Source organism: Sulfurifustis variabilis (assembly GCF_002355415.1).
GTDB lineage: Bacteria > Pseudomonadota > Gammaproteobacteria > Acidiferrobacterales > Sulfurifustaceae > Sulfurifustis > Sulfurifustis variabilis.
Window position 1 is genome coordinate 3,316,916 of the sequence record NZ_AP014936.1, and the last position, 17,314, is coordinate 3,334,229.

19 protein-coding genes are annotated in these 17,314 nt (G+C 66.6%); 2 read left to right on the top strand and 17 right to left on the bottom strand.

Features of this window, described 5'->3' with window-relative positions; all coding sequences use genetic code 11:
- Positions 1 to 9: 9 nt before the first annotated feature.
- From SVA_RS16040 to SVA_RS16085, 10 genes are all read right to left on the bottom strand, one after another.
- Positions 10 to 1,713, bottom strand: a complete 1,704-nt coding sequence (locus SVA_RS16040) for an ABC1 kinase family protein (RefSeq protein WP_096462179.1) — start codon at positions 1,711 to 1,713, stop codon at positions 10 to 12.
- Positions 1,714 to 1,762: 49 nt separating this feature from the next.
- A complete protein-coding gene (locus SVA_RS16045) occupies positions 1,763 to 2,311 on the bottom strand; it encodes a hypothetical protein (RefSeq protein WP_148665525.1) in 549 nt (182 codons plus the stop codon).
- Between the two features lie 80 nt (positions 2,312 to 2,391).
- Entirely contained in the window at positions 2,392 to 2,823 is a 432-nt protein-coding gene (locus SVA_RS16050) for a MerR family transcriptional regulator (protein ID WP_096462181.1), read from the bottom strand.
- A gap of 225 nt (positions 2,824 to 3,048) precedes the next feature.
- On the bottom strand, positions 3,049 to 3,438 hold the full coding sequence (locus tag SVA_RS16055) for a DUF302 domain-containing protein (protein ID WP_096462182.1): 390 nt from the start codon (positions 3,436 to 3,438) through the stop codon (positions 3,049 to 3,051).
- A 26-nt stretch (positions 3,439 to 3,464) separates the two neighbouring features.
- Positions 3,465 to 4,451 (bottom strand): YncE family protein, encoded by a 987-nt coding sequence (locus SVA_RS16060; protein WP_148665526.1) that lies wholly within the window; start codon positions 4,449 to 4,451, stop codon positions 3,465 to 3,467.
- Positions 4,452 to 4,470: 19 nt separating this feature from the next.
- A complete protein-coding gene (locus SVA_RS16065; RefSeq protein ID WP_096462183.1) occupies positions 4,471 to 4,830 on the bottom strand; it encodes a c-type cytochrome in 360 nt (119 codons plus the stop codon).
- 172 nt (positions 4,831 to 5,002) lie between these two features.
- Positions 5,003 to 5,626, bottom strand: coding sequence for a Spy/CpxP family protein refolding chaperone (locus tag SVA_RS16070; protein ID WP_096462184.1), 624 nt, complete (start codon positions 5,624 to 5,626; stop codon positions 5,003 to 5,005).
- A gap of 165 nt (positions 5,627 to 5,791) precedes the next feature.
- Positions 5,792 to 6,514: a class II glutamine amidotransferase gene (locus SVA_RS16075; RefSeq protein WP_096462185.1), complete on the bottom strand. Its 723-nt coding sequence runs from the start codon at positions 6,512 to 6,514 to the stop codon at positions 5,792 to 5,794.
- Between the two features lie 86 nt (positions 6,515 to 6,600).
- Positions 6,601 to 7,023 (bottom strand): MerR family DNA-binding protein, encoded by a 423-nt coding sequence (locus SVA_RS16080; protein WP_096462186.1) that lies wholly within the window; start codon positions 7,021 to 7,023, stop codon positions 6,601 to 6,603.
- A 109-nt stretch (positions 7,024 to 7,132) separates the two neighbouring features.
- Positions 7,133 to 7,540 (bottom strand): hypothetical protein, encoded by a 408-nt coding sequence (locus SVA_RS16085; RefSeq protein ID WP_096462187.1) that lies wholly within the window; start codon positions 7,538 to 7,540, stop codon positions 7,133 to 7,135.
- A 314-nt stretch (positions 7,541 to 7,854) separates the two neighbouring features.
- Here SVA_RS16085 and SVA_RS16090 point away from each other — a divergent pair, with 314 nt between their 5' ends.
- Positions 7,855 to 8,145 carry a hypothetical protein gene (locus SVA_RS16090; RefSeq protein ID WP_096462188.1) on the top strand — a complete coding sequence of 97 codons (291 nt, stop codon included), beginning with the start codon at positions 7,855 to 7,857 and terminating at the stop codon, positions 8,143 to 8,145.
- Between the two features lie 154 nt (positions 8,146 to 8,299).
- Positions 8,300 to 8,455, top strand: coding sequence for a type II toxin-antitoxin system HicB family antitoxin (locus tag SVA_RS16095; RefSeq protein WP_096462189.1), 156 nt, complete (start codon positions 8,300 to 8,302; stop codon positions 8,453 to 8,455).
- A gap of 491 nt (positions 8,456 to 8,946) precedes the next feature.
- Here SVA_RS16095 and SVA_RS16100 read toward each other — a convergent pair whose 3' ends face one another.
- The 7 genes from SVA_RS16100 to SVA_RS16130 form a co-directional block, all read right to left on the bottom strand.
- Positions 8,947 to 11,838 (bottom strand): bifunctional diguanylate cyclase/phosphodiesterase, encoded by a 2,892-nt coding sequence (locus tag SVA_RS16100; protein WP_338056775.1) that lies wholly within the window; start codon positions 11,836 to 11,838, stop codon positions 8,947 to 8,949.
- A 985-nt stretch (positions 11,839 to 12,823) separates the two neighbouring features.
- Positions 12,824 to 13,150, bottom strand: coding sequence for a hypothetical protein (locus tag SVA_RS16110; RefSeq protein WP_096462192.1), 327 nt, complete (start codon positions 13,148 to 13,150; stop codon positions 12,824 to 12,826).
- Between the two features lie 339 nt (positions 13,151 to 13,489).
- The gene (locus SVA_RS16115; protein WP_096462193.1) at positions 13,490 to 13,930 is read right to left on the bottom strand and encodes a hypothetical protein; all 441 of its coding nucleotides are present in this window, start codon (positions 13,928 to 13,930) and stop codon (positions 13,490 to 13,492) included.
- A gap of 6 nt (positions 13,931 to 13,936) precedes the next feature.
- Positions 13,937 to 14,119 (bottom strand): hypothetical protein, encoded by a 183-nt coding sequence (locus SVA_RS19595; RefSeq protein ID WP_148665527.1) that lies wholly within the window; start codon positions 14,117 to 14,119, stop codon positions 13,937 to 13,939.
- Positions 14,116 to 15,390 carry a DUF1173 family protein gene (locus SVA_RS16120; RefSeq protein ID WP_096462194.1) on the bottom strand — a complete coding sequence of 425 codons (1,275 nt, stop codon included), beginning with the start codon at positions 15,388 to 15,390 and terminating at the stop codon, positions 14,116 to 14,118. Before SVA_RS16120 ends, SVA_RS19595 begins: the two co-directional genes overlap by 4 nt.
- A complete protein-coding gene (locus SVA_RS16125) occupies positions 15,359 to 15,718 on the bottom strand; it encodes a hypothetical protein (RefSeq protein WP_096462195.1) in 360 nt (119 codons plus the stop codon). The genes SVA_RS16120 and SVA_RS16125 overlap by 32 nt, the downstream gene beginning before the upstream one ends.
- Before the next feature lie 271 nt (positions 15,719 to 15,989).
- The gene (locus tag SVA_RS16130) at positions 15,990 to 17,195 is read right to left on the bottom strand and encodes an integrase domain-containing protein (protein WP_096462196.1); all 1,206 of its coding nucleotides are present in this window, start codon (positions 17,193 to 17,195) and stop codon (positions 15,990 to 15,992) included.
- Positions 17,196 to 17,314 lie beyond the last annotated feature (119 nt).

Consider the following 17,314-nt stretch of genomic DNA (forward strand, 5'->3'; position numbering starts at 1 on the left):
CCGCCCTCATCAAAATCTCCCGGACCGCATGGTCGCCAACGCCCATGCAAGGCCGAGCACGGCCGCAATGACGAAACCGGCGAGCCCGATGAGGGGGATCTCGCCGTAGTGCGGCCCGGCGTGGAAGGTGGTCACGATCGACGAGCCGATCACGATCGCGGCGATGATCAGGCTGAAGGCGAGCCGGTTGCTCGCACGGTCGATGTGCGCCTGCAGATCCTCGATCCGCTCGTGGCGCAGGTGCAGGCGTACCTCGCCCCGCGCGAGCTGGCGCCCGAGCCTCTCGAGGCCTTGGGGCAGGCCGCGCAGCCCCGCGCGCAGGGCAGTGAGGCCGCGGTAGGCCCGCCCGACCGCAGCCGGACCGTCGACCTCCGGCCGGAGGTCCCGCAGGATCAGGCGCGGCACGTAAGCCTCGAGCATCGCCAGCATGTTGAATGTCGGATCGAGCTCGCGCGCGAGCGACTCGAGCTGCATGAAAACCTTGGCGACGAGCAGCAGCTCGCGCGGCGTGCGGATCTCGTAGCGCCCGGCGAGGCGGATGAACTGCCGCAGGATCTCGGCGAACGAATACTCGCGCCCGGCAATCGCGTAGTAACGCTCCAGCGCCTCTTCGAGGTCGCGGATGAACGCCGCGCGGTCGACGGTCTCGGGCGCCACCCCCATCTCGATGTAGAGATCCGCCATCCACTCGGCGTCCCTGAGAACCAGCGCGACGCACAGTCCGCGCAGGTGCTCCTGGTCGCGCGGGGCGAGGCGCCCGACGATGCCGAAATCGTGGAAACACAAACGCCCGTCCGGCAGCAGGAACATGTTCCCCGGGTGCAGGTCGCCGTGGAAGAAGCCGTGCTCGAAGAGCTGCGTGAGGGTGAGCTGCGCGAGGGCCTGCGCGACCCGGCGCCGCTCCGCCGCGTCCTCGGGGTAATCCGCGCCCAAGCGCCGTCCCGGGCTGCGCGCCATGGTGAGCACGCGCCGCGTCGTGAGCTCCCAGTACACGTGCGGCACGTAGACCGAAGGCTTACCAGCCAGGTTGCGCTGGAAGCGCTCGGCGTTGCTCGCTTCCATGTGGAAGTCGAGCTCGCGCGCGACCGTCTCGGCGAACTCGGTCACGAGCCCCAGCGGATCGAAGCGCCGGCTCTCGGGCACGTGCCGCTCGAGCAGGCGCGCGAGGAAGTACAGGAGCTCGATGTCCGCGCGCAACAGCGCCTCGATGTCGGGCCGCTGCACCTTGACGATCACCGCCGTGCCGTCCAAAAGCCGCGCCACGTGCACCTGGGCGATCGATGCGGCCGCGAGCGGTCTTTCCTCGAACGCCGCGTAGAGCTCCCCGAGCGCGCGGCCGAGCTCGCGCTCGATGAGCGCACGCGCCTGCTCGGATGGGAACGGCGGGACGCGATCCTGGAGCGTTGCGAGCTCGGCGATCACTTCCTCGGGAAAGAGGTCTTGGCGGACGGAGAGCATCTGGCCGAACTTCACGAACGAGGGTCCGAGCTCCTCGAGCGCGAGACGGAAGCGGCGGGCTTCCGGCCCCGAGACGGCCCCGGCCGGCGGCGCGCCCTCCGGCACGTGGATTTTCAGGCGCAGCCGCTCGAGGTAATGGACGAGCCCCTGCGCCGCGAGCACGCGCACGATGTGGGCGAGGCGCGGCAGCTCGCGCAGCGGCAGGTGCGCCTTGCGCTCGCTGCGATCGGCCGCGCTGTCGCGCGACGGGCTCATGGCTGGCGCCGGCACCCGCACCTGACCGCCCGACCGGCGCACGCGCGCCTCACTTCGCCTCCAATGCCTCGATGTGGCTCAGCATCTGGTCGACCATCTGCTGCATCATCTGCAGGCGCTGCTGGGTGGCCGGGTCGCCGTGCATCATCTGCATCATCTGGTGCATGTCCCCTCCCATCATGCCACCCTGGCCTCCGCCCATGCCGCCGCCCGGGGTTCCCCCGCCCGAAGCAGCAGGCGCCTGGCCCGCCGTCGGCGGCTGCCCGCCGCCCGTTCCGCCCGCGCCCGTCTGGCGCATCATCGCCATGTTCTCGCGCATCAGCTGCATGTGCTGCTTGAGGAGGCGCCCGCGTTCCTTGGGGTCCGTCGTCCGGCGGATCTGCTCGATCTGCGACTGCATCTTCCCGATGTTTTGCTCGAACGCCGGGGGCGCCTTCGGCGCCGCTGGAGTCGGGGCCGCGCCCGGCGGCGGCGCCGGAGCGGTGGCGCCGGGCGCCGTGCCGGGCTGTCCGCCTGGCGGATGGTGCTCCTCGACCGCGAGCGCCAATGGCGCCAGCGCGAACAGCGAGAGAGCGGCGAGCGTGTTCACGTTTTTCATTTCAAGCGTCTCCATGGATTAATGGCGGCCGCGTCGTGGCCGGTTTTCGCGTTCGGTGTTGCTCTGGGCGCCCAACTCATTCAATCCTCCGTCAAGGCCGTGATCAGGCCGCCCACGTCGTTGCCATCGGGCGCACCGCCCGGGTGCGCGTGCCACAACCGCACCGCCCGCTCCGCGCGTCGCCGCACGGCGGTCAGCTCGCGCGCGTGCCTGGCCGCCTCGCGCAGCCGCGGTTCGACGATCGCGCGCGCTTCCGGACACGGCGCCCGCCCCCGTTCCGCGCACGCCAGAAGCCGGCGTATCTCGTCGAGCGAGTAACCGAGCGCCTGCGCGCGGCGGATGAACTTGAGCCGCCGGAGCTGGGGCTCGGGGAACAAGCGATAGCCGTTGGCGGGATTGCGCTGCGGCCGCAGCAGGCCGATGCGCACGTAGTAGCGCACGACGTGCGGCGGTACGGCGGCCGCGTGCGCGACGCTGTTGACGGTGGCGGCGATCTGTCCATGAAGAGCCATTGCGTATGTCTCTCGAGCCTGTGCTTACGTTTCTACACCTGTGCGCTGCACACAGGTCAAGCACCGCGCCGGGAAGACGCCTAAGGCGCGGAGCAGGCAACGGGAACGGCGAGGTGGCGGAGAAGTAAAGGCAAAAGGATTGGCCCGCGGCCCTATCGATGCCGCGGGTAATCCCAAGCTAGGGTGCACCTCCCACCGCTTGGAAGGACGCCGAGAGGCCTTTATTCAAGCGCCGACCTGCCGGTGTACGCGTTCGAGCCTTGCGCGCACCTCCTTCGCGAGCTCGGTGATTTCCGGGTTGTCGGTGAGCTTGAGGACCGCGATCGGGTCCATGAAACCCACTGTGATGCTCGTATCCGGCTCTTCGCGAACGACCACGTTGCAAGGGAGCAGCAGGCCGATATCCGGATCGGCGCTGAGCGCCCGATGGGCGAGCGGCGGGTTGCAGGCACCGAGGATCCGGTAGGGCCGGCCCTCGACGCCGAGCTTCTCCTTCATGGTCTTTTTCACGTCGATGTCGGTGAGCACGCCGAAGCCCTCGCGCTTGAGTGCCTCAGTGACGCGTGCAACCACCTGATCGAATGTCCCCTGGACGTTGATGCTGAAACCGTACATGGATCACCTCCTGCCGTGCTGCCCGGTCATTGCACGATCGCCATCTGGTGCCCCTCGCCGCCTGGGAGCTGGATCGTTCCCTTTAGCGTGAAGGTCTTCTGGTCGATGACCCAGATGGTCGGCGCCTTGGCGCTCGAGACGTACACCTTTCCGGCGCCGTGGATCGTGTTGAGGTGGTACGGGGCGGGCGACAGGCGCAGCGTGCGCGTTTCGCCGCTCGCCGTGTCGATCGCGACGAGCTTCTCGTCTCCGCGGGCGGTGGCGTAGAGCGTGCTGCCGTCGTCCGAGATGTCGAGCCCATGGGCGTCCTTGCCGACGGGGAAGGTGCGCGCCGGCTTGCCGCTCGCGACATCGACGGCGGTGACGACGCCGGCCCGGGGATTGGCGACATAGATCGTGCGCTCGTCCTTCGAGAACACGAGGTGCTCCGGCCCGGCCCCGGCCTCGAGCGTCCGGACGACGGTCCAGGTCGCGACATCCACTTCGCTGATGGTGCCGTTGCCGCTGTTGCTCACGAACGCGCGCTTCCCGTCGTGCGACATGAGTGTGTAGTTGGGCGCCGGTCCGGTGGCGACCATGCGCACGACCTTGTTCCCCACCAGGTCGACCACGCTGACGTAGCCGCGCGTCGGATGGGTGGAGATCACGTAGCGCCCGTCGCGCGTGACGGTCTCATGATGGGTCCAGCCCGTGACCGGCACCGTCAGCATCACGTGACCGTGGATCGGATGGATCACGGCGAGCTTGCTGTTCGGCGTGTCGTGCGGCGCCCCGGCCGGGACCGGCGTCTCCTTCAGGCTGCCGGCGATCAGGTACTCGCCGTCCGGCGTCGCCACCAGGCCGTGCGGATTCTCGACATCGGGATAGGTCGCGGTGATCTGATCGGTCGCCGCGTCGACCGCGATGACCTTGTTGCCGGAGCCGAGCGGGATATAGACCGTCGGCGCCGCGGAAGCCGTCAATGCGCCACCCAGTAAGGCAGCGCCGGTAAGCAGTGTCAAAAGGGTTTTCATCGAGTGTCTCCTTGAGCGTTCATTTACGTTGCGCCGCACCGAAGCGGCTCCGAATGTAGGCAAGGACCGCCATGATTTCGCTCTCGGTCAGAGCGGGGTTGCCGCCTTTCGGCGGCATCGCCATGGGCGAGCCGGGGCTCGTCGAACCCTCGATCGTGCTCTTGAGCAGCACCGCGTCCGGTTTCGACAAGGGGCCGGCCGGGTCGTTGAAATCGGGCACGCCCGGCATGCCCCCTGCGCCGTCGGGTCCGTGGCACACGGCGCAGGTCTGGTCGTAGACCGCCCTCCCCTGCTCCACGGCGACGTCGGCGAGCCCCGGGGCGGACGCAACGAATCCGGTCCACGCAAAGGTCACCGCCCGCATCGCGGTCCTGACCATCGCTGCCCCCCTTCACGACCTGCCGCCGAGCAGGTACTTGACCAGCGCGGCGACCAGGAGAATCAGAATGAGCCAGTAAAGAAGGCCCATGCCGCCGAACCCCATGCCCCAACCGACGTGTTCCATCTGTCACCTCCGTTTGCCTGAGAGCATTGCCACCATGAGCCTGCCGTTAGCGCCCCATCATGCCGCCCGGTCCATAGCCACCCTGCGGTCCATACCCGGGTCCGCGACGCCATTGCTTGAGCTGCTCGCGCTGCTCCTGGGTCAGGAGCTGCTGGATCTCGTTATCCGCGGCGACGTGCGTCTCCACCATCTGCCGGCGCAGCTGGCTGATGTCGGCGTAGACCTGACCCACCTGCTTCGGGTCCGGTTGATCGGCTTCGTACAGGCCGCGTAGCCGCGACTGCTGATCCATGATCTGGCCGGCGACGTTCCAGTGCTTGCGGCGCTCCGCGTCGCGGATGCGGGCGATCTGGCCACGCTGCTCGTCGGAAAGATCGAGCGCCTCGAACGGCGCGGTACCGCCCATGGCCCATTCCTGGTCCATCGTGCCGGGCCCCATCATGCCCGGGCCCATCATGCCTCCTCCCCAGCCGCCCATCATGCCGCCGCGCATCATGCCCGGTCCCCCGCCCCAGCCAGGGCCATATCCGTAGCCGCTGGGTCCCATCATCTGCTGCATGGTCTGCCCATCCATCATGCCGCCCCATTGCGACCAGACCGGCGCCGTGGTGGCGACGAACGGGACCGCGATCGCACCGAGGACCAATGCCGAAAGTTTCTTGCGGTTCATGGTTTGCTCCTTCTCTGTTGACCCATGTCGGGATGCGCTCTTTCGCTGACGTCGTCCATAAGCAAATGCTAAAACTTGGGTCCCGCGCGCAGGTCAAGGGGCATCGTCGATCTTCCTGGCTACGGCCACAATCAACGGGCGCCCGCCGTTACTCGCACCCATCCGTCACGTGAGACGCAGTAGCTCCTTGCCCGCATGGAACACCCGCAGCTCGCCGGGTTTGAAAGATTCCCACGGCCCCTTGTCCAGCAACTCGGTGACGACCACCGTCCGGCTCGACCCGTCGACGCCTTCCGAGCGCACGTGCAAACGGTCGTGCCCGTACTCGATCAGCAGCGCGCCGTCGGAGAGGAGGAAGTTGAATCGCCCGTGGCTCGCGATGAGCCCGCTCAGCGCGGCGACCTCTCGCAACCACGCCTCACGCTGCGCGTCGCCCTCGTGGAAAATGAGGACGAGCTGCTCGAGCAGAAAGCAGAAGGCGCGCTCGGAATCGGTATCCCCGTCGAGCGCCGAGACGCGGGGGTGGCAGCAGCCGTCCGGTTGCAGCAGCGTCGTCACCTTGCCGTTGTGGGCGAACATCCAGGAGCGGCCGCAGCAGTCGCGCACGAACGGATGCGTATTCGCGAGCGTACGGGTCGTCCGTGGGTTGGCCTTGCGCACATGAGCGAGGACGAGGCCGGACCGCACGCTCTCCGCGAGCCTGCCGAAGCGTGCGCTTCGCGCGGCCGGTTCGGGCGCCTTCTCGACGACGAGACGTCCTGCATCCAGGAAACCAATGCCCCAGCCGTCGGGATTATCTGCGGTCCCCCCGCCGTGCCGCCCGAACTCGAGAAGCAGCTTCCCGACCCGCGCCGGCGTCGCGCTGCTGATGCCGAGTAGCTCACACATCTTTCGTGTCTTGACCCACCTGGGGATGCGCCCTCTGGTTCACGTCGTGCACCAAGCCGATGCAAGTACCGGCCTTGCCACGCCAGTCACGCCACGTCGATCTCCAGCGCCGCCGTCTCGATCAGCCGGCACCAGCCCTCGTTCTTGCCATGCTGCTCCGGCAGGCTTTCCCAGATTGCGAGCGCCCGTTCCATCCGTTGCTGAAGCGTGAGGAGCTCCGCGATCTTGGCGCGGTTGTCCTCGATGCGCGCCTTGAGGATCGCGCGCACCTGGTGACACGGGGACTTCCCCTCGCTGCTGAGCTTCAGGAACCCACGGATTTCCTCGAGCGTATAACCCAGCCGTTGCGCCTGGCGGATGAACCGCAGTCGCCCCACGTCACGCAACGAAAAGAGCTTGTAACCGTTGTCCGGGTGGCGTGCCGGCTCGAGCAGTTGGATGCGGGCGTAGTAGCGGATGACGTGCGGCGAGACGCTGCCGCGCTTGGAAAGCTGGCTCACGGTGAGCATTCTTATGTACCTCCGTGCTGACTGCCTGAACCGACCCCGCAGCGGCGGGGACCGCGAGTAAACGTAGGGATGCGCGCGCTCGCCGCGCACGAAATCCCGGGACAGTCAGCTAGTTCAGGAGGTGCCCGAAACGCAGGTAGAGGGGTGAACGCGGCGGGAACGGCGGTGCGCTCGACCACGAGAGCGGGGAGACGAGCGGCATGGCGAGAAGGCCGACGAAGAACGCGAGCAGGAGCGCCGCCTGGAAAATGGGAGAGGAGCCCGTGGGGAGCGCCTGCGACTCGTGGTCGAGCGCCGTGGCGCAGAGCGCATGGCCGCTCGCCTGCGCGTGGTCATGGCTGTCGCCCGCCGCCCCGCCGTCCGCATGCTCAGCCGCGCCCGAAAAGATGCTCGTCACCCCCTCGCAGCACGGCGAAAGCGCGCCCGCGACGGCCAGGACGAGCCAAGCAACGAGCAGCCTCGCCGCGAGCGACCACGGCCCGCGGCGCAGTCTCTTGTGCAAGCGTTGGATGGACATCTTCGCTACAGTCAGGCTGCTCCCGCCATAAGTAGGTGTCAGGTTACGAGGCGACCCGAGGTCGAACCTTGATCGCGGTCAAAAAAATCTGAATCCCCGGCCCGTTCCTGATGCTCCAGATCCTGGGAACGAAAACGACGGGAAAACCTAGAAAGCAATGGCTCAATATAGGTTCCAGGCACAGCTGCACAGCGACCTCAGCTCGCCCTAGGGGTCTCCCGCGCTCGACGCACCGATCGCATCCAGCTAGGCTCTCGGTTCAGCTTCGTTGGCCCAGCGTAGGTGACTGACAGTCTGGCCAGCGGATGGCTCCGATGGCGACGGAGACGACCGCGGAAGGAGGGGATGTGACAGCGACGACCGAAAACGACCTGCGGGACATGACGAACCGGGCTATGGAGGAAGCGCTCGCGAAGCTACGGCGCCTCCTCGATGCCGCAGCTGCGAGCGCCAGCGAGACCGGGTCGCCCGTCGTACTCGATGACCATCTTCAAGGCGAACTCGAGTACGTGGTCAAACAGGCCGTCGCAATCGGGGTAAGCTTGGCGACGGAAGCCCGGGCGGTAAGCGTGGCTCCAACCAAGCTGACTGGACTGCCGCACTGAGGTGCGCACGCGCCCCTCGACTCGATCCCGCCAGCGACGTTTCGCCACTCCCGACACTCGGGGGCCCCACGGTCCCCTCCTAGCCGCGCCTTTGATTGCCGTGAGGTGACACTTATAATTCCCACGGCCTCGTCATGGAATCCTGGGTGCGGATTTGAAGTTCCGCGTCGTCGTACACGCGGCGGAGGTCGGGGGCTACTGGGCGGAGATCCCGGCGTTTCCCGGCTTGGTCGCCGTCGGCGCCAGCTTGGACGAGATCAAGGAGAACGCGCGCCAAGCAGTGGTGAGCCAGGTGCTCAGGAGTGAATGAGCTGATTATCGGGCTGCGCGATCCCACACTGCAGATTCTCGAGATTGAGCTGTGACACGCCGGTTCTTCGTGCAAGCCCCGCTCTCGCCTGCGTCCGGATCCTGGCCCGGAAGCGCTCTCTCGCCGCCTACAGGTGCAGGACCGCGCCACATGGCGATGTCTTGCACCGCCGCCGGAGATCGATTCCAGCCGGAACGTCGTCGAATGAGCGGACGAACGCGTGGAAGTGAGACGCGGCGAGCCACCTTGCGGTCCGTCGCGTCTTCGGCGACCCGCGGGGCGAGCACGAATTCCTTCTCCTGCCGGGGCAAACGTCCAAAAAAGATGGGCCTCTTGGAAGAGGCCCATCAAGCACAGTGTGGAACAGACAGGGAGAGATCTGTCCCCCACAGCGTGAAGTCTACCGAGCGCCCGCGGAGGCCTCAACTCGCAGCGCGCGTGTACCGAGCCGCGGGTTGCACGTGGGCCGTCGGCGCTCGGCACAGCGGTCCTTACGTCCTCTGTGAACCTCGCTTCCCGGTCACCGCCCCGCCTCTTTCCCGCATCCAGCCCGTGAGCTCCTCGAGAGCCAGGGGCCTGCCGAAATAGTAGCCCTGTGCCGCGTCACAGCGGAGCGCCTGGAGCTTTTTCCATATGTTTTCGTTCTCGACGCCCTCGGCCACGACCTTGAGCCCGAGTGCATGGGCCAGCGAGATGATCGAGCGCACGATCGTCGCCGAGTCCTTGCTCATGAGCATGTCCAGAACGAAGGACTTGTCGATCTTGATGGCGTCCACGGGCAACTTCTTCAGGTAACCGAGCGAGGAGTACCCGGTCCCGAAATCGTCGATGTAGAGCGGAATGCCGAGCTTGTGGAGTCGCGTGACGAGGGCCAGAGCGCGCGCCGGATCGGCCATGATCATGCTCTCCGTGATTTCGAGCTCGAGCAGCCCCTTCTTGATGCCCCACTTCGCGCACAACGCCTTGATCTTGTCCGGAAGCGTTGCATCGAGCAGGTTGCGCGCCGACAGGTTGACGGCCACGGGCAGGCGCATCCCGTCTTCCTGCCAGGCGTGGACCTGGCGTATGGCGGTCTCGAGCACCCACTCGGTCAACGGCGCGATCAGGCCGGTCTGCTCCGCGAGAGTAATGAATTCATCGGGCCGGATCATGCCCTGCTGTGGGTGGCGCCAGCGAGTCAGCGCCTCGACGCCGCAGGGCTTGGCCGTTCGGACGTCGACCTTCGGCTGATAGTAGAGCAGCAGGTTTCCGCGCTCGATCGCTTCGCGCAGATCGGCCGCAAGGGCCAGACGCCGGGCCGTGTTCTGGTCATGGGCCGGATCGTACAGCGCCCAGGCCGCGCCGGACTGCTTGGCGTGCTGCAACGCCATGTCCGCTGAGCGGACGAGCGCGTCCACCTCGCGGCCGTCCTCCGGATAGAGCGCTACCCCGATGCTGGTATCCAAGTCCAGCGAGAGCGACCCGATCGTGAAACGCTCATCGAGCGCCTCGCGAATGCGCGCCACAACTTGCTCGGCACACGCCACGCGGTCGCACGGCACGAACACGGCGAATTCGTCTCCGCGCATCCGGGCGATGAACTCGCTTGGCTTCAACACGGCGCACAGTCTTCCGGCGACGGCCTTCAGGAGCAGGTTCGCCTGCTGCATCCCCAGCGCTTCGTTGATTTCGCGGAACCGTGTGATGTCGATGAGGAGCAGCGCCGTCGGTGCGTCTTGATTGCTCACCTTTTCTCGAAAGTACTGCTGAAGCTGGGCGTGATTGGGAAGCTCGCTCAGCGTATCGAAGTAGGCCAGCCGCTCGATTATCGAGGTCGCCTGCTCGTGTCGTGCGCGGGTGCGCAGCGCGGCGATACCGTACGAAAGGTCCTCCGCCATCTCTTCGAGCAGCCCCATCTCGTTCTCGTCGAACGCGTCCGGTTCCGCGGCGTAGATGGCGAGCGCGCCCATGGGCCGGCGGTCGACGATAAGTGGAAGCGCCGCGACGGCGGCGTAGCCGCGCGCAGCCGCCTCCTCTCGCCAAGGAGCGAAGTTCGGGTCCGTCAGGATTTCGCGCATGACGGCGGGACGCCCGGTGCGAATCGCTCGACCGACCGGCCCACGGCCGCGCTCGGTGTCATCCCAGCGCACGTCCAGCCGATTCAGGGGCGAGAGGATTCCCTCCTCGAGTCCCTCCTGGGCCATCGCACGCACCGTCTTCGTGTCGTCCTCTTGTGCGAACCCGACCCAGGCCATGCGGTAGCCGCCAACTCGCACGACTGCCCGGCACATCGCCGCGAGCAGTTCCTGCTCGTCGTGGGCCCGGACGAGGGAGCGGTTGCCAGCACTCAACGTGCGCAGCGCCCGGTTGGAGCGCTCGAGTCCTTCGGCCATGGCGTCGAAAGCGCCCGCCAGGCGGGCGAGCTCGTCGCCTTCGTGCGGCAGGCCGGTGCGCGCGCCGAGCTCGCCGCGGCCGAGGCGACCGGCCGCATTCACGAGGGCGTTCACGCGCCGCAGGACAAACAGGCTCGTCCCGACCCAGGCCGCCACCAGTGCGAGCGCTGCAAGGCCGAGCAGCGCGAGATTGCCGGTGAGCACCTTCTCCACTCGAGCGTAAACGAATTCCGTGGGAATGCCCGCGATGACGTGCACGGTGCCGTCGGCGTGACCGTGCAGGCGGCCATGGGCCGTGAGCCGGGAGACTCCGTCGGGGCCCGTAAACACACCGGCGCCTTCGCGCTCGGCGAACAGGGCGTCCCGGAGAGCGGGGTCGATGAGTTCGTTTCCTACTCGATCGCCCGCGGACTTAGGCTGGTAGGCGAGCACCGTCCCCCGATGATCCACGACGGCGAGTGTGGAGCCCGGTGGGAGGTCGATGCGTGCGAGCAGCTGGTCGAACCACGAGAGATCGAGGGCCGCATAAACGACCGCCTTGGCGGTGTCACTGGCGTCCCGTACGGGGTAGCCCATGTTGATGGCGCTCTTGCCGGTCAGCCTTCCGACTTGATACTCGCCGATGCTGAAGTCGTTGGTCTCGAGCGCCTGCCTGAAATAGCGCCGGTCGGCGATGCTCACCCCCTGCTTCAAGGGTGCGGCGCTGCAGTAGATGTGACCCTCGGCATCGGCCACCCCGATATTGGTGTAGTAAGGATGAAGCCTGAGGGTGTTTGCGAGGAACCGCCGGCATCGTTCCGTCCGTGCGCGGTCGGGGACCGTCGGATGGCCGGCGAGGCCGGCAAGCAGCTGGCGCGACTGCGCGACGAGGAATTCCTGCTCCCGGATCACGAGATGCACCAGGTTGCGCGCCTCGCGTTCCGCTTCAACGGCCGCCGCCTGCCGCTCGACGAGAGCGGTATAAAGGATGATGACGAGCGCGGGAAGCGCCCCAGCAGCACCAGCAAGAATAACCGGCCTCGCAGGCTCAAAGCCGTCGAGCCTTGCATCACAACTCCCCTTTTCTGCGTCTCGATAGGTAGTTACATAGCAAAATTAACAGTGAAGGGAAGTTCTCCCACTCATCGTGCGCTTACCGACCGAGCACCGGCTTCTGACCGGCGAGGAAGACCGGAGCTAAGCGTGTGATGTCCCCCGGAAAATCGAGTACAACCGATGCAGGCGCTCGATGACGGCCTCAGCGTGGCCCCCTCGTACGGAAGTTTGGTCGCCTGGCGGCTGGGACAGGATCGCTTCGATATCCTTTATTAGGGTCTCCAGGTCCCTTCGGAGCCGGGCAGGAACCTCTATCGTGATGTCGATCGTCGCAAGGATCTTGTGAGCCGCTGCGAGACGCTCAATAGCGGGTCCCGGAGCGAGGACTGACGCCAACGCCGCTTCTCTCAACTTTCGAAGTCCCGTGGTTTCACCGACCATGTCAAAAAAGCGCAATGGCAATGAACCGGCGCGCTACCTCGCGTTCAGCGTTTCGACTCAAAGATGCAGCAACGGCGCGAAGACTTCATGACGGTGCGAATTCGTGCCTCGGGAACTGGTCGCATTAAGTGGCCTAGCGAACCCCAACGACTTGGAAGACCAGACGGCTCGAATCAGCATCGCTCTTCTGTCACAGCGATGCAGGAGCGGTCGCCCAACTCAGAGGCCGTTTCTATCTTGGGGTACGGTTCAGCCGATTCGCTGAGTTGCAGCAAAAACTAAGCCAGCCGTCGCAGCATTTTGGCGAAGTGTGGACTATTGGTATCGCTGTTTTCGTGGCAGGGGATATCGGGATTTGGCAGCTCCTTTGGCGCGAAAACCGCATTGCCAGAAAGTACGCCCGGGGTTAAGTACCCCCGACACCAGCCTGCCGGTTCCCGCAACAGTGCGCTTCGGCAGCCGCCCGCCATGCTCGGAAATTAGGTTGTGGGCTACGCACGCCGCATCCAGAGCCCTCTCCTCACAGCGCCGAGTGCGGGATCGGCACGTGGCGGTAAAAGACGAGTACCCAGTCGAACGCCGGGATGTGCCACGCGCTGTCGCGCAGCGGTGTGGCGGCGCGCAGATTAGCGAGGGTGAGCGTGTATTCCTCGGGGTCCACGGTGTCGAGTTCGCGCAGGATCAGCGTGATCTCGTCGTCGGACCAATCGTCTTGGCCGCCCAGCGGCAACAGGCAGGTAACGCTGTAGTGGTAGCGGCGATCGCCATGCTCGCGCATCGCGCCATGCGCTTCGCGCAGCGTCGCGAAGACGCTCGCTGCGCCGGTCTGCTCCGTAGGGTTCCCCATGCGTGATAGTCCTTTGCCACGGGCGCACGGTATTCTTCGGCAGGAGTTGCAAGACCTGTGCCCGATCGGGCCAGTGCACAGTGATGCATGTCTGTCTGCGACCGGCCAGGAGGAGCAAAGGGCGCACTACGCCGCCGCTGCGTGAGTTTGCCTTCCACGTGCGCATGCAACAAGAGGTCATCAGTGTGTTCGTCGGATGGTGGCCGAACTGGTAGAAGGTGCGCGTGTGCAGGGCACGGCGCCAAGGCGAATCATTGGGGCGCGCGAGGTGCGCAGCGAAGCGCGAGGTCGGCGCCCGACCGCGAATCGCTCGTCGTTCAGCGTTCGCTCGCTGACAAATCATGAGCCCGAACGCGGGCGCGGCAGCCGCGCCTCGAGGTAGCGCAGCGCAAACGCGAGGATCAGGCTCTCCGAGAGCAGGCGCGCCGGCAGGTAGCGCACCGCCCCGCCCCACTGGCAGCGGACGTAGCCGTAGGGACGCACCGGGCGGCCGGCCACGGGCGGAAAGCCGCCGTGCCGCAGGATGACGCGGTAGACCGAGAGCTGCACGATGTCGTGAAGGTAGACGCAGGGCACGCGGCGCGTCTTCGAGTCGACCACGATGAGATCGCCGTTCAGCGCCTGGTAGACCTGGTCGGGCTGGCCACAGAGCGGCAGCGGGTAGCGTGTCCGGATCGGACACTCGGACAGCACGAGATCGGCCGTGCGCAGCTCCGCCGGCATGGCCTCGGCGCGCTGCCAGCGGCGGCGTCGCAGGTGGTGAATGATGGCCGCGATCATCTTCTTTCAGCGGAAGCGCCGCGCACGGCGATGGTGTTCCTGGTGATCGGCGCGGCCGCGGGCAGCGGCCGTGTTACGCGCCGGCAAGTCGGCCGACAGGCCCTGGCGAGCGCGGCCTGCCACGAAATCAGCAAGCGCGGTGGCGCTGATGTACGCCGCGTCCGGCCTGGGTGGCTGACGCGTCTTCATGTGACCCTCCCCTGCGCCGGCGGCAGCGGGGGCGGCTGCGGCGTTGCCTGCGGATCCCACCACCACAGCGCTTGCCCGAGTTGCTCGTAGCGCGCCTGCTTCTGCCGCCAGCGCTCGGCATAGACTGCGTGATTCATCATGCCGAGGACCTCGAGGTGCATGCGGTCCGCACGATCCTCCAAGATCACGTCCGGCAACAGTCTGTCACCCTGCTCCTCGATCGCGAGCGGCTTGCGGAACGTGCGCTGGGTGGCCAGGAGCGAGCGCACGAGCTGGCGTTCGTGTCCGGAATCGACCGGGATCCAGCTCGAGCCGTCGGATAGAGGCAGCGCCGCAAAATCGCGAACGTCGAGGCGGATTTCCCGCGCCGCATCGGTTCGCTCGACGCGGGCGATAAAGGCGATCGGGTGCTCGGGGGTGAACGCGTCCTGCGGGGCCATGTCGAGCCAGACGTCGGCGTACTGCTCCCAGGCCTTGGCGGCGACGTGGAGCGGCAGCGGAAAGTGGGCGCACTTGAGGATGAAGCTCCCGTCCTGCCGCTCGACGTGTTTCACGATGCCGACGAGGTAGCCGTACCACTGGCGGCCGTTCTTTGGATTCTGCGTTAGGTTCGAGAGCCACCGGTCTCGCCCGGCACGAAGTTCCTCCTCGCGGTCCGGATGATACGGGGGCGGGACGTAGAGCAGCGGCGCCAGATCGTGGGCGCGCAGCTGCAGGGTCGCGGCCACCTCGCGCAGGCGATGACTCACGACGCCGTAGTGGCGCTTGCGCGCGAACGCCGGGCGCCAGATGTTGAGCTCGGCCTGCGACCAGAGGACCTCGAGCAGCGAGCGCAGCCTACCGCGCGGCGCGGGAGCACGCAGCCGGCCGCTTTTCGGCTCGTCGTCCGTATCTCCTGCGCCGGCCGCGGACGACGCCCGGTAGAGCGGTGCGGCGAGATTCAGGTTGATGCGGTCGCCGCGGATCTCGACGACCGGCGGGCCGGCGGCGTCGCCGGAAGCCTCGGCCTGCTGCTCCACCATGCGATGCGGGCAACCGAGCGCGTGTCGGGCAGGGTCGCTTCGCTGCAGCGGATAGAGGTAGTACGTGTCGTGCGGCACGCTGCGGTGCCCTACTCCCATCGGGATACCCTCGCTTCGGCATAGACAGAGCACGTCGCCGGCCTTGCCGTGGCTCGGCCCCAAGTAATGCGCGCGATGCTCGCGCGAGCGCTCGATCTCGCTCAGCGCGATGCGCCGCCTATCGGGCAGTTCGATCAGCGGGGTCGGCATGGCCTCGTATCCTTTCGGGAGCGCACACGCACGGTGCGGGCGTGTATCGGGCGAGCTTGTCCTTGCTGGTTATGAACCGCGCGAGTGCGGGCGCCGCAGACACGCACTCGACACGACGCTCGGCGATGGCGAGCTCCCGCGCGACGCGCGCCTGGGCGGGCAGCAACGGGCGCCAGCCTTGCTCGATCAGCACCGGCGCCGTCTCCTGTCCGAACTCGCGCAGGTAGCGCCACGGGTCGCTCAGAAAGAGCTCGAAGGAGATCTCGGCCCGAAGGCCGCAGGCCTGGTAGATGTCGGCCCAGTGGTCGATGACGGCGTCATTCAGCATCGGCGCTACTCCGAGTGTGTGCACACCTCCAACATGCCATGCGTTTTCAAATTGCAAGGGATCACCGGTGGACCCGAGTACGGCGCGATGCGCGGCCGCGCGGACTCGGCGTCGGTGTACGACGCCGAGTCCCACCCCGTCGGACACGGACAACGCGCACTCACGCTTTGCCGCCTGCAAACTTGCATTTTCTGGATCGCCCGTATGCTGAGGTCATTTCAACGGGGGACCGACCGTGCCTGAGCGTAAGCATGCCGAGGCGATGAAGCCCTTATCCTATTTCCTTGCTAAAGCTCTCGCCGAGATCGCCTCCCGCGACGCCCGCCGGCGCCTCAACCGGCGACGACGTAACGTCCGTCGTCTCCGCGGCTGACGGCGTGCTTCGGCTCGGTTTGCGGCTTCTCAGCAGCGGTCCGAGATAGGCGCTCGCAATCTGCGGGCGCGAATGCCCGAGATGTTCCGCGACGATCTGACGCGCCAGGCGTTCATCGGCCGGGTCAACGGAGGCCGTGTCGCCGCCGTAGACCGGCGCGTCCACGCCCAGGATGCTCTTGTAGATCGCGTTGGCCTCCTCGTGGCGAAGCCCGTGCGCCACGATCCCGGTGGTGCGCGCGATGCCGCAGTCGCGGCATACCCGGTAGTAGTGGGTCTTCCAGGCTTTCAGCGACTGCGCGTCAGGAATCAGCGACCCCGTGGAGGTGTTCGCCCAACGCTTTGCGATATCCAGAATGTGTCGCTGGGCAGGATTCTCGATCGGCACCGTCCGATCCCGACCTCCCTTGGCGCCCCAGTTGACGGCGAGATGCGTCCCCTGGTCGGCGAGCCTCGGGTGCAGCAGCCAGGCCTCCCGGGCCCGCAGGCCGAACACCCGCTGCAGCGCGAGCTGAAGGGCCACGAGCTTATCGAGCTTGGCGATCTCGGCGAGCTTTTGTTCGACATCAATACCGAGACCGCTCCAGCCCTTGGGCTTTTGCGCGACGTAGGACCGCTCGGCAGCGGCCGGATCGGCGAGGTACTGCCCCGCGCGGGCGACCATGCCGTGCTTCCCGACCCAGGTCGCGAAGACCCGAAACACCGAAAACCGCCGCTGGATCTCGGCAGCCGAGAGTCTCTGCTCCTCCCAGTGGCGCGCCAACACCTGCATGTGGCGGTTTCCGAAACCGGCCGGGTCGCGCAGCTTGTAGCCGAGCTCGTGTAATGCGAGGAATCCCTGCCTGAGGATCTGCCCGCGGGCCGTTGCCGTGGCGTCGCTGCAGCGCTTCGCGAAGCGACCGTGGCGGTGGTTGTGCTCGCGCAAGAGTTGAGTGAGCCGATACAGCAGCTCGCTCTTCGCCGAGCGGCGGCTACCGCGGCTCGGGTTCTTCGTGTTCGTCGTTGGCATAGCGTCCTCCGAATCTGTGGTTGATGGGTTGAATCGTTTAAGGAGCGACAGCGCCGGCTCGTGCCCGGGCCCCGCCAGCAATGGGGCAATGGCCATTTCGTTAGAGAGTGATGAGCAGCGAGCGCGCCCGTTTCCGGGACGCGTGCGCGGGGGCTTGCGACCTGCTGCGCAAGCGGCGGGCTCAAAGAACGATCACCGTGAGTTCATCGACGACG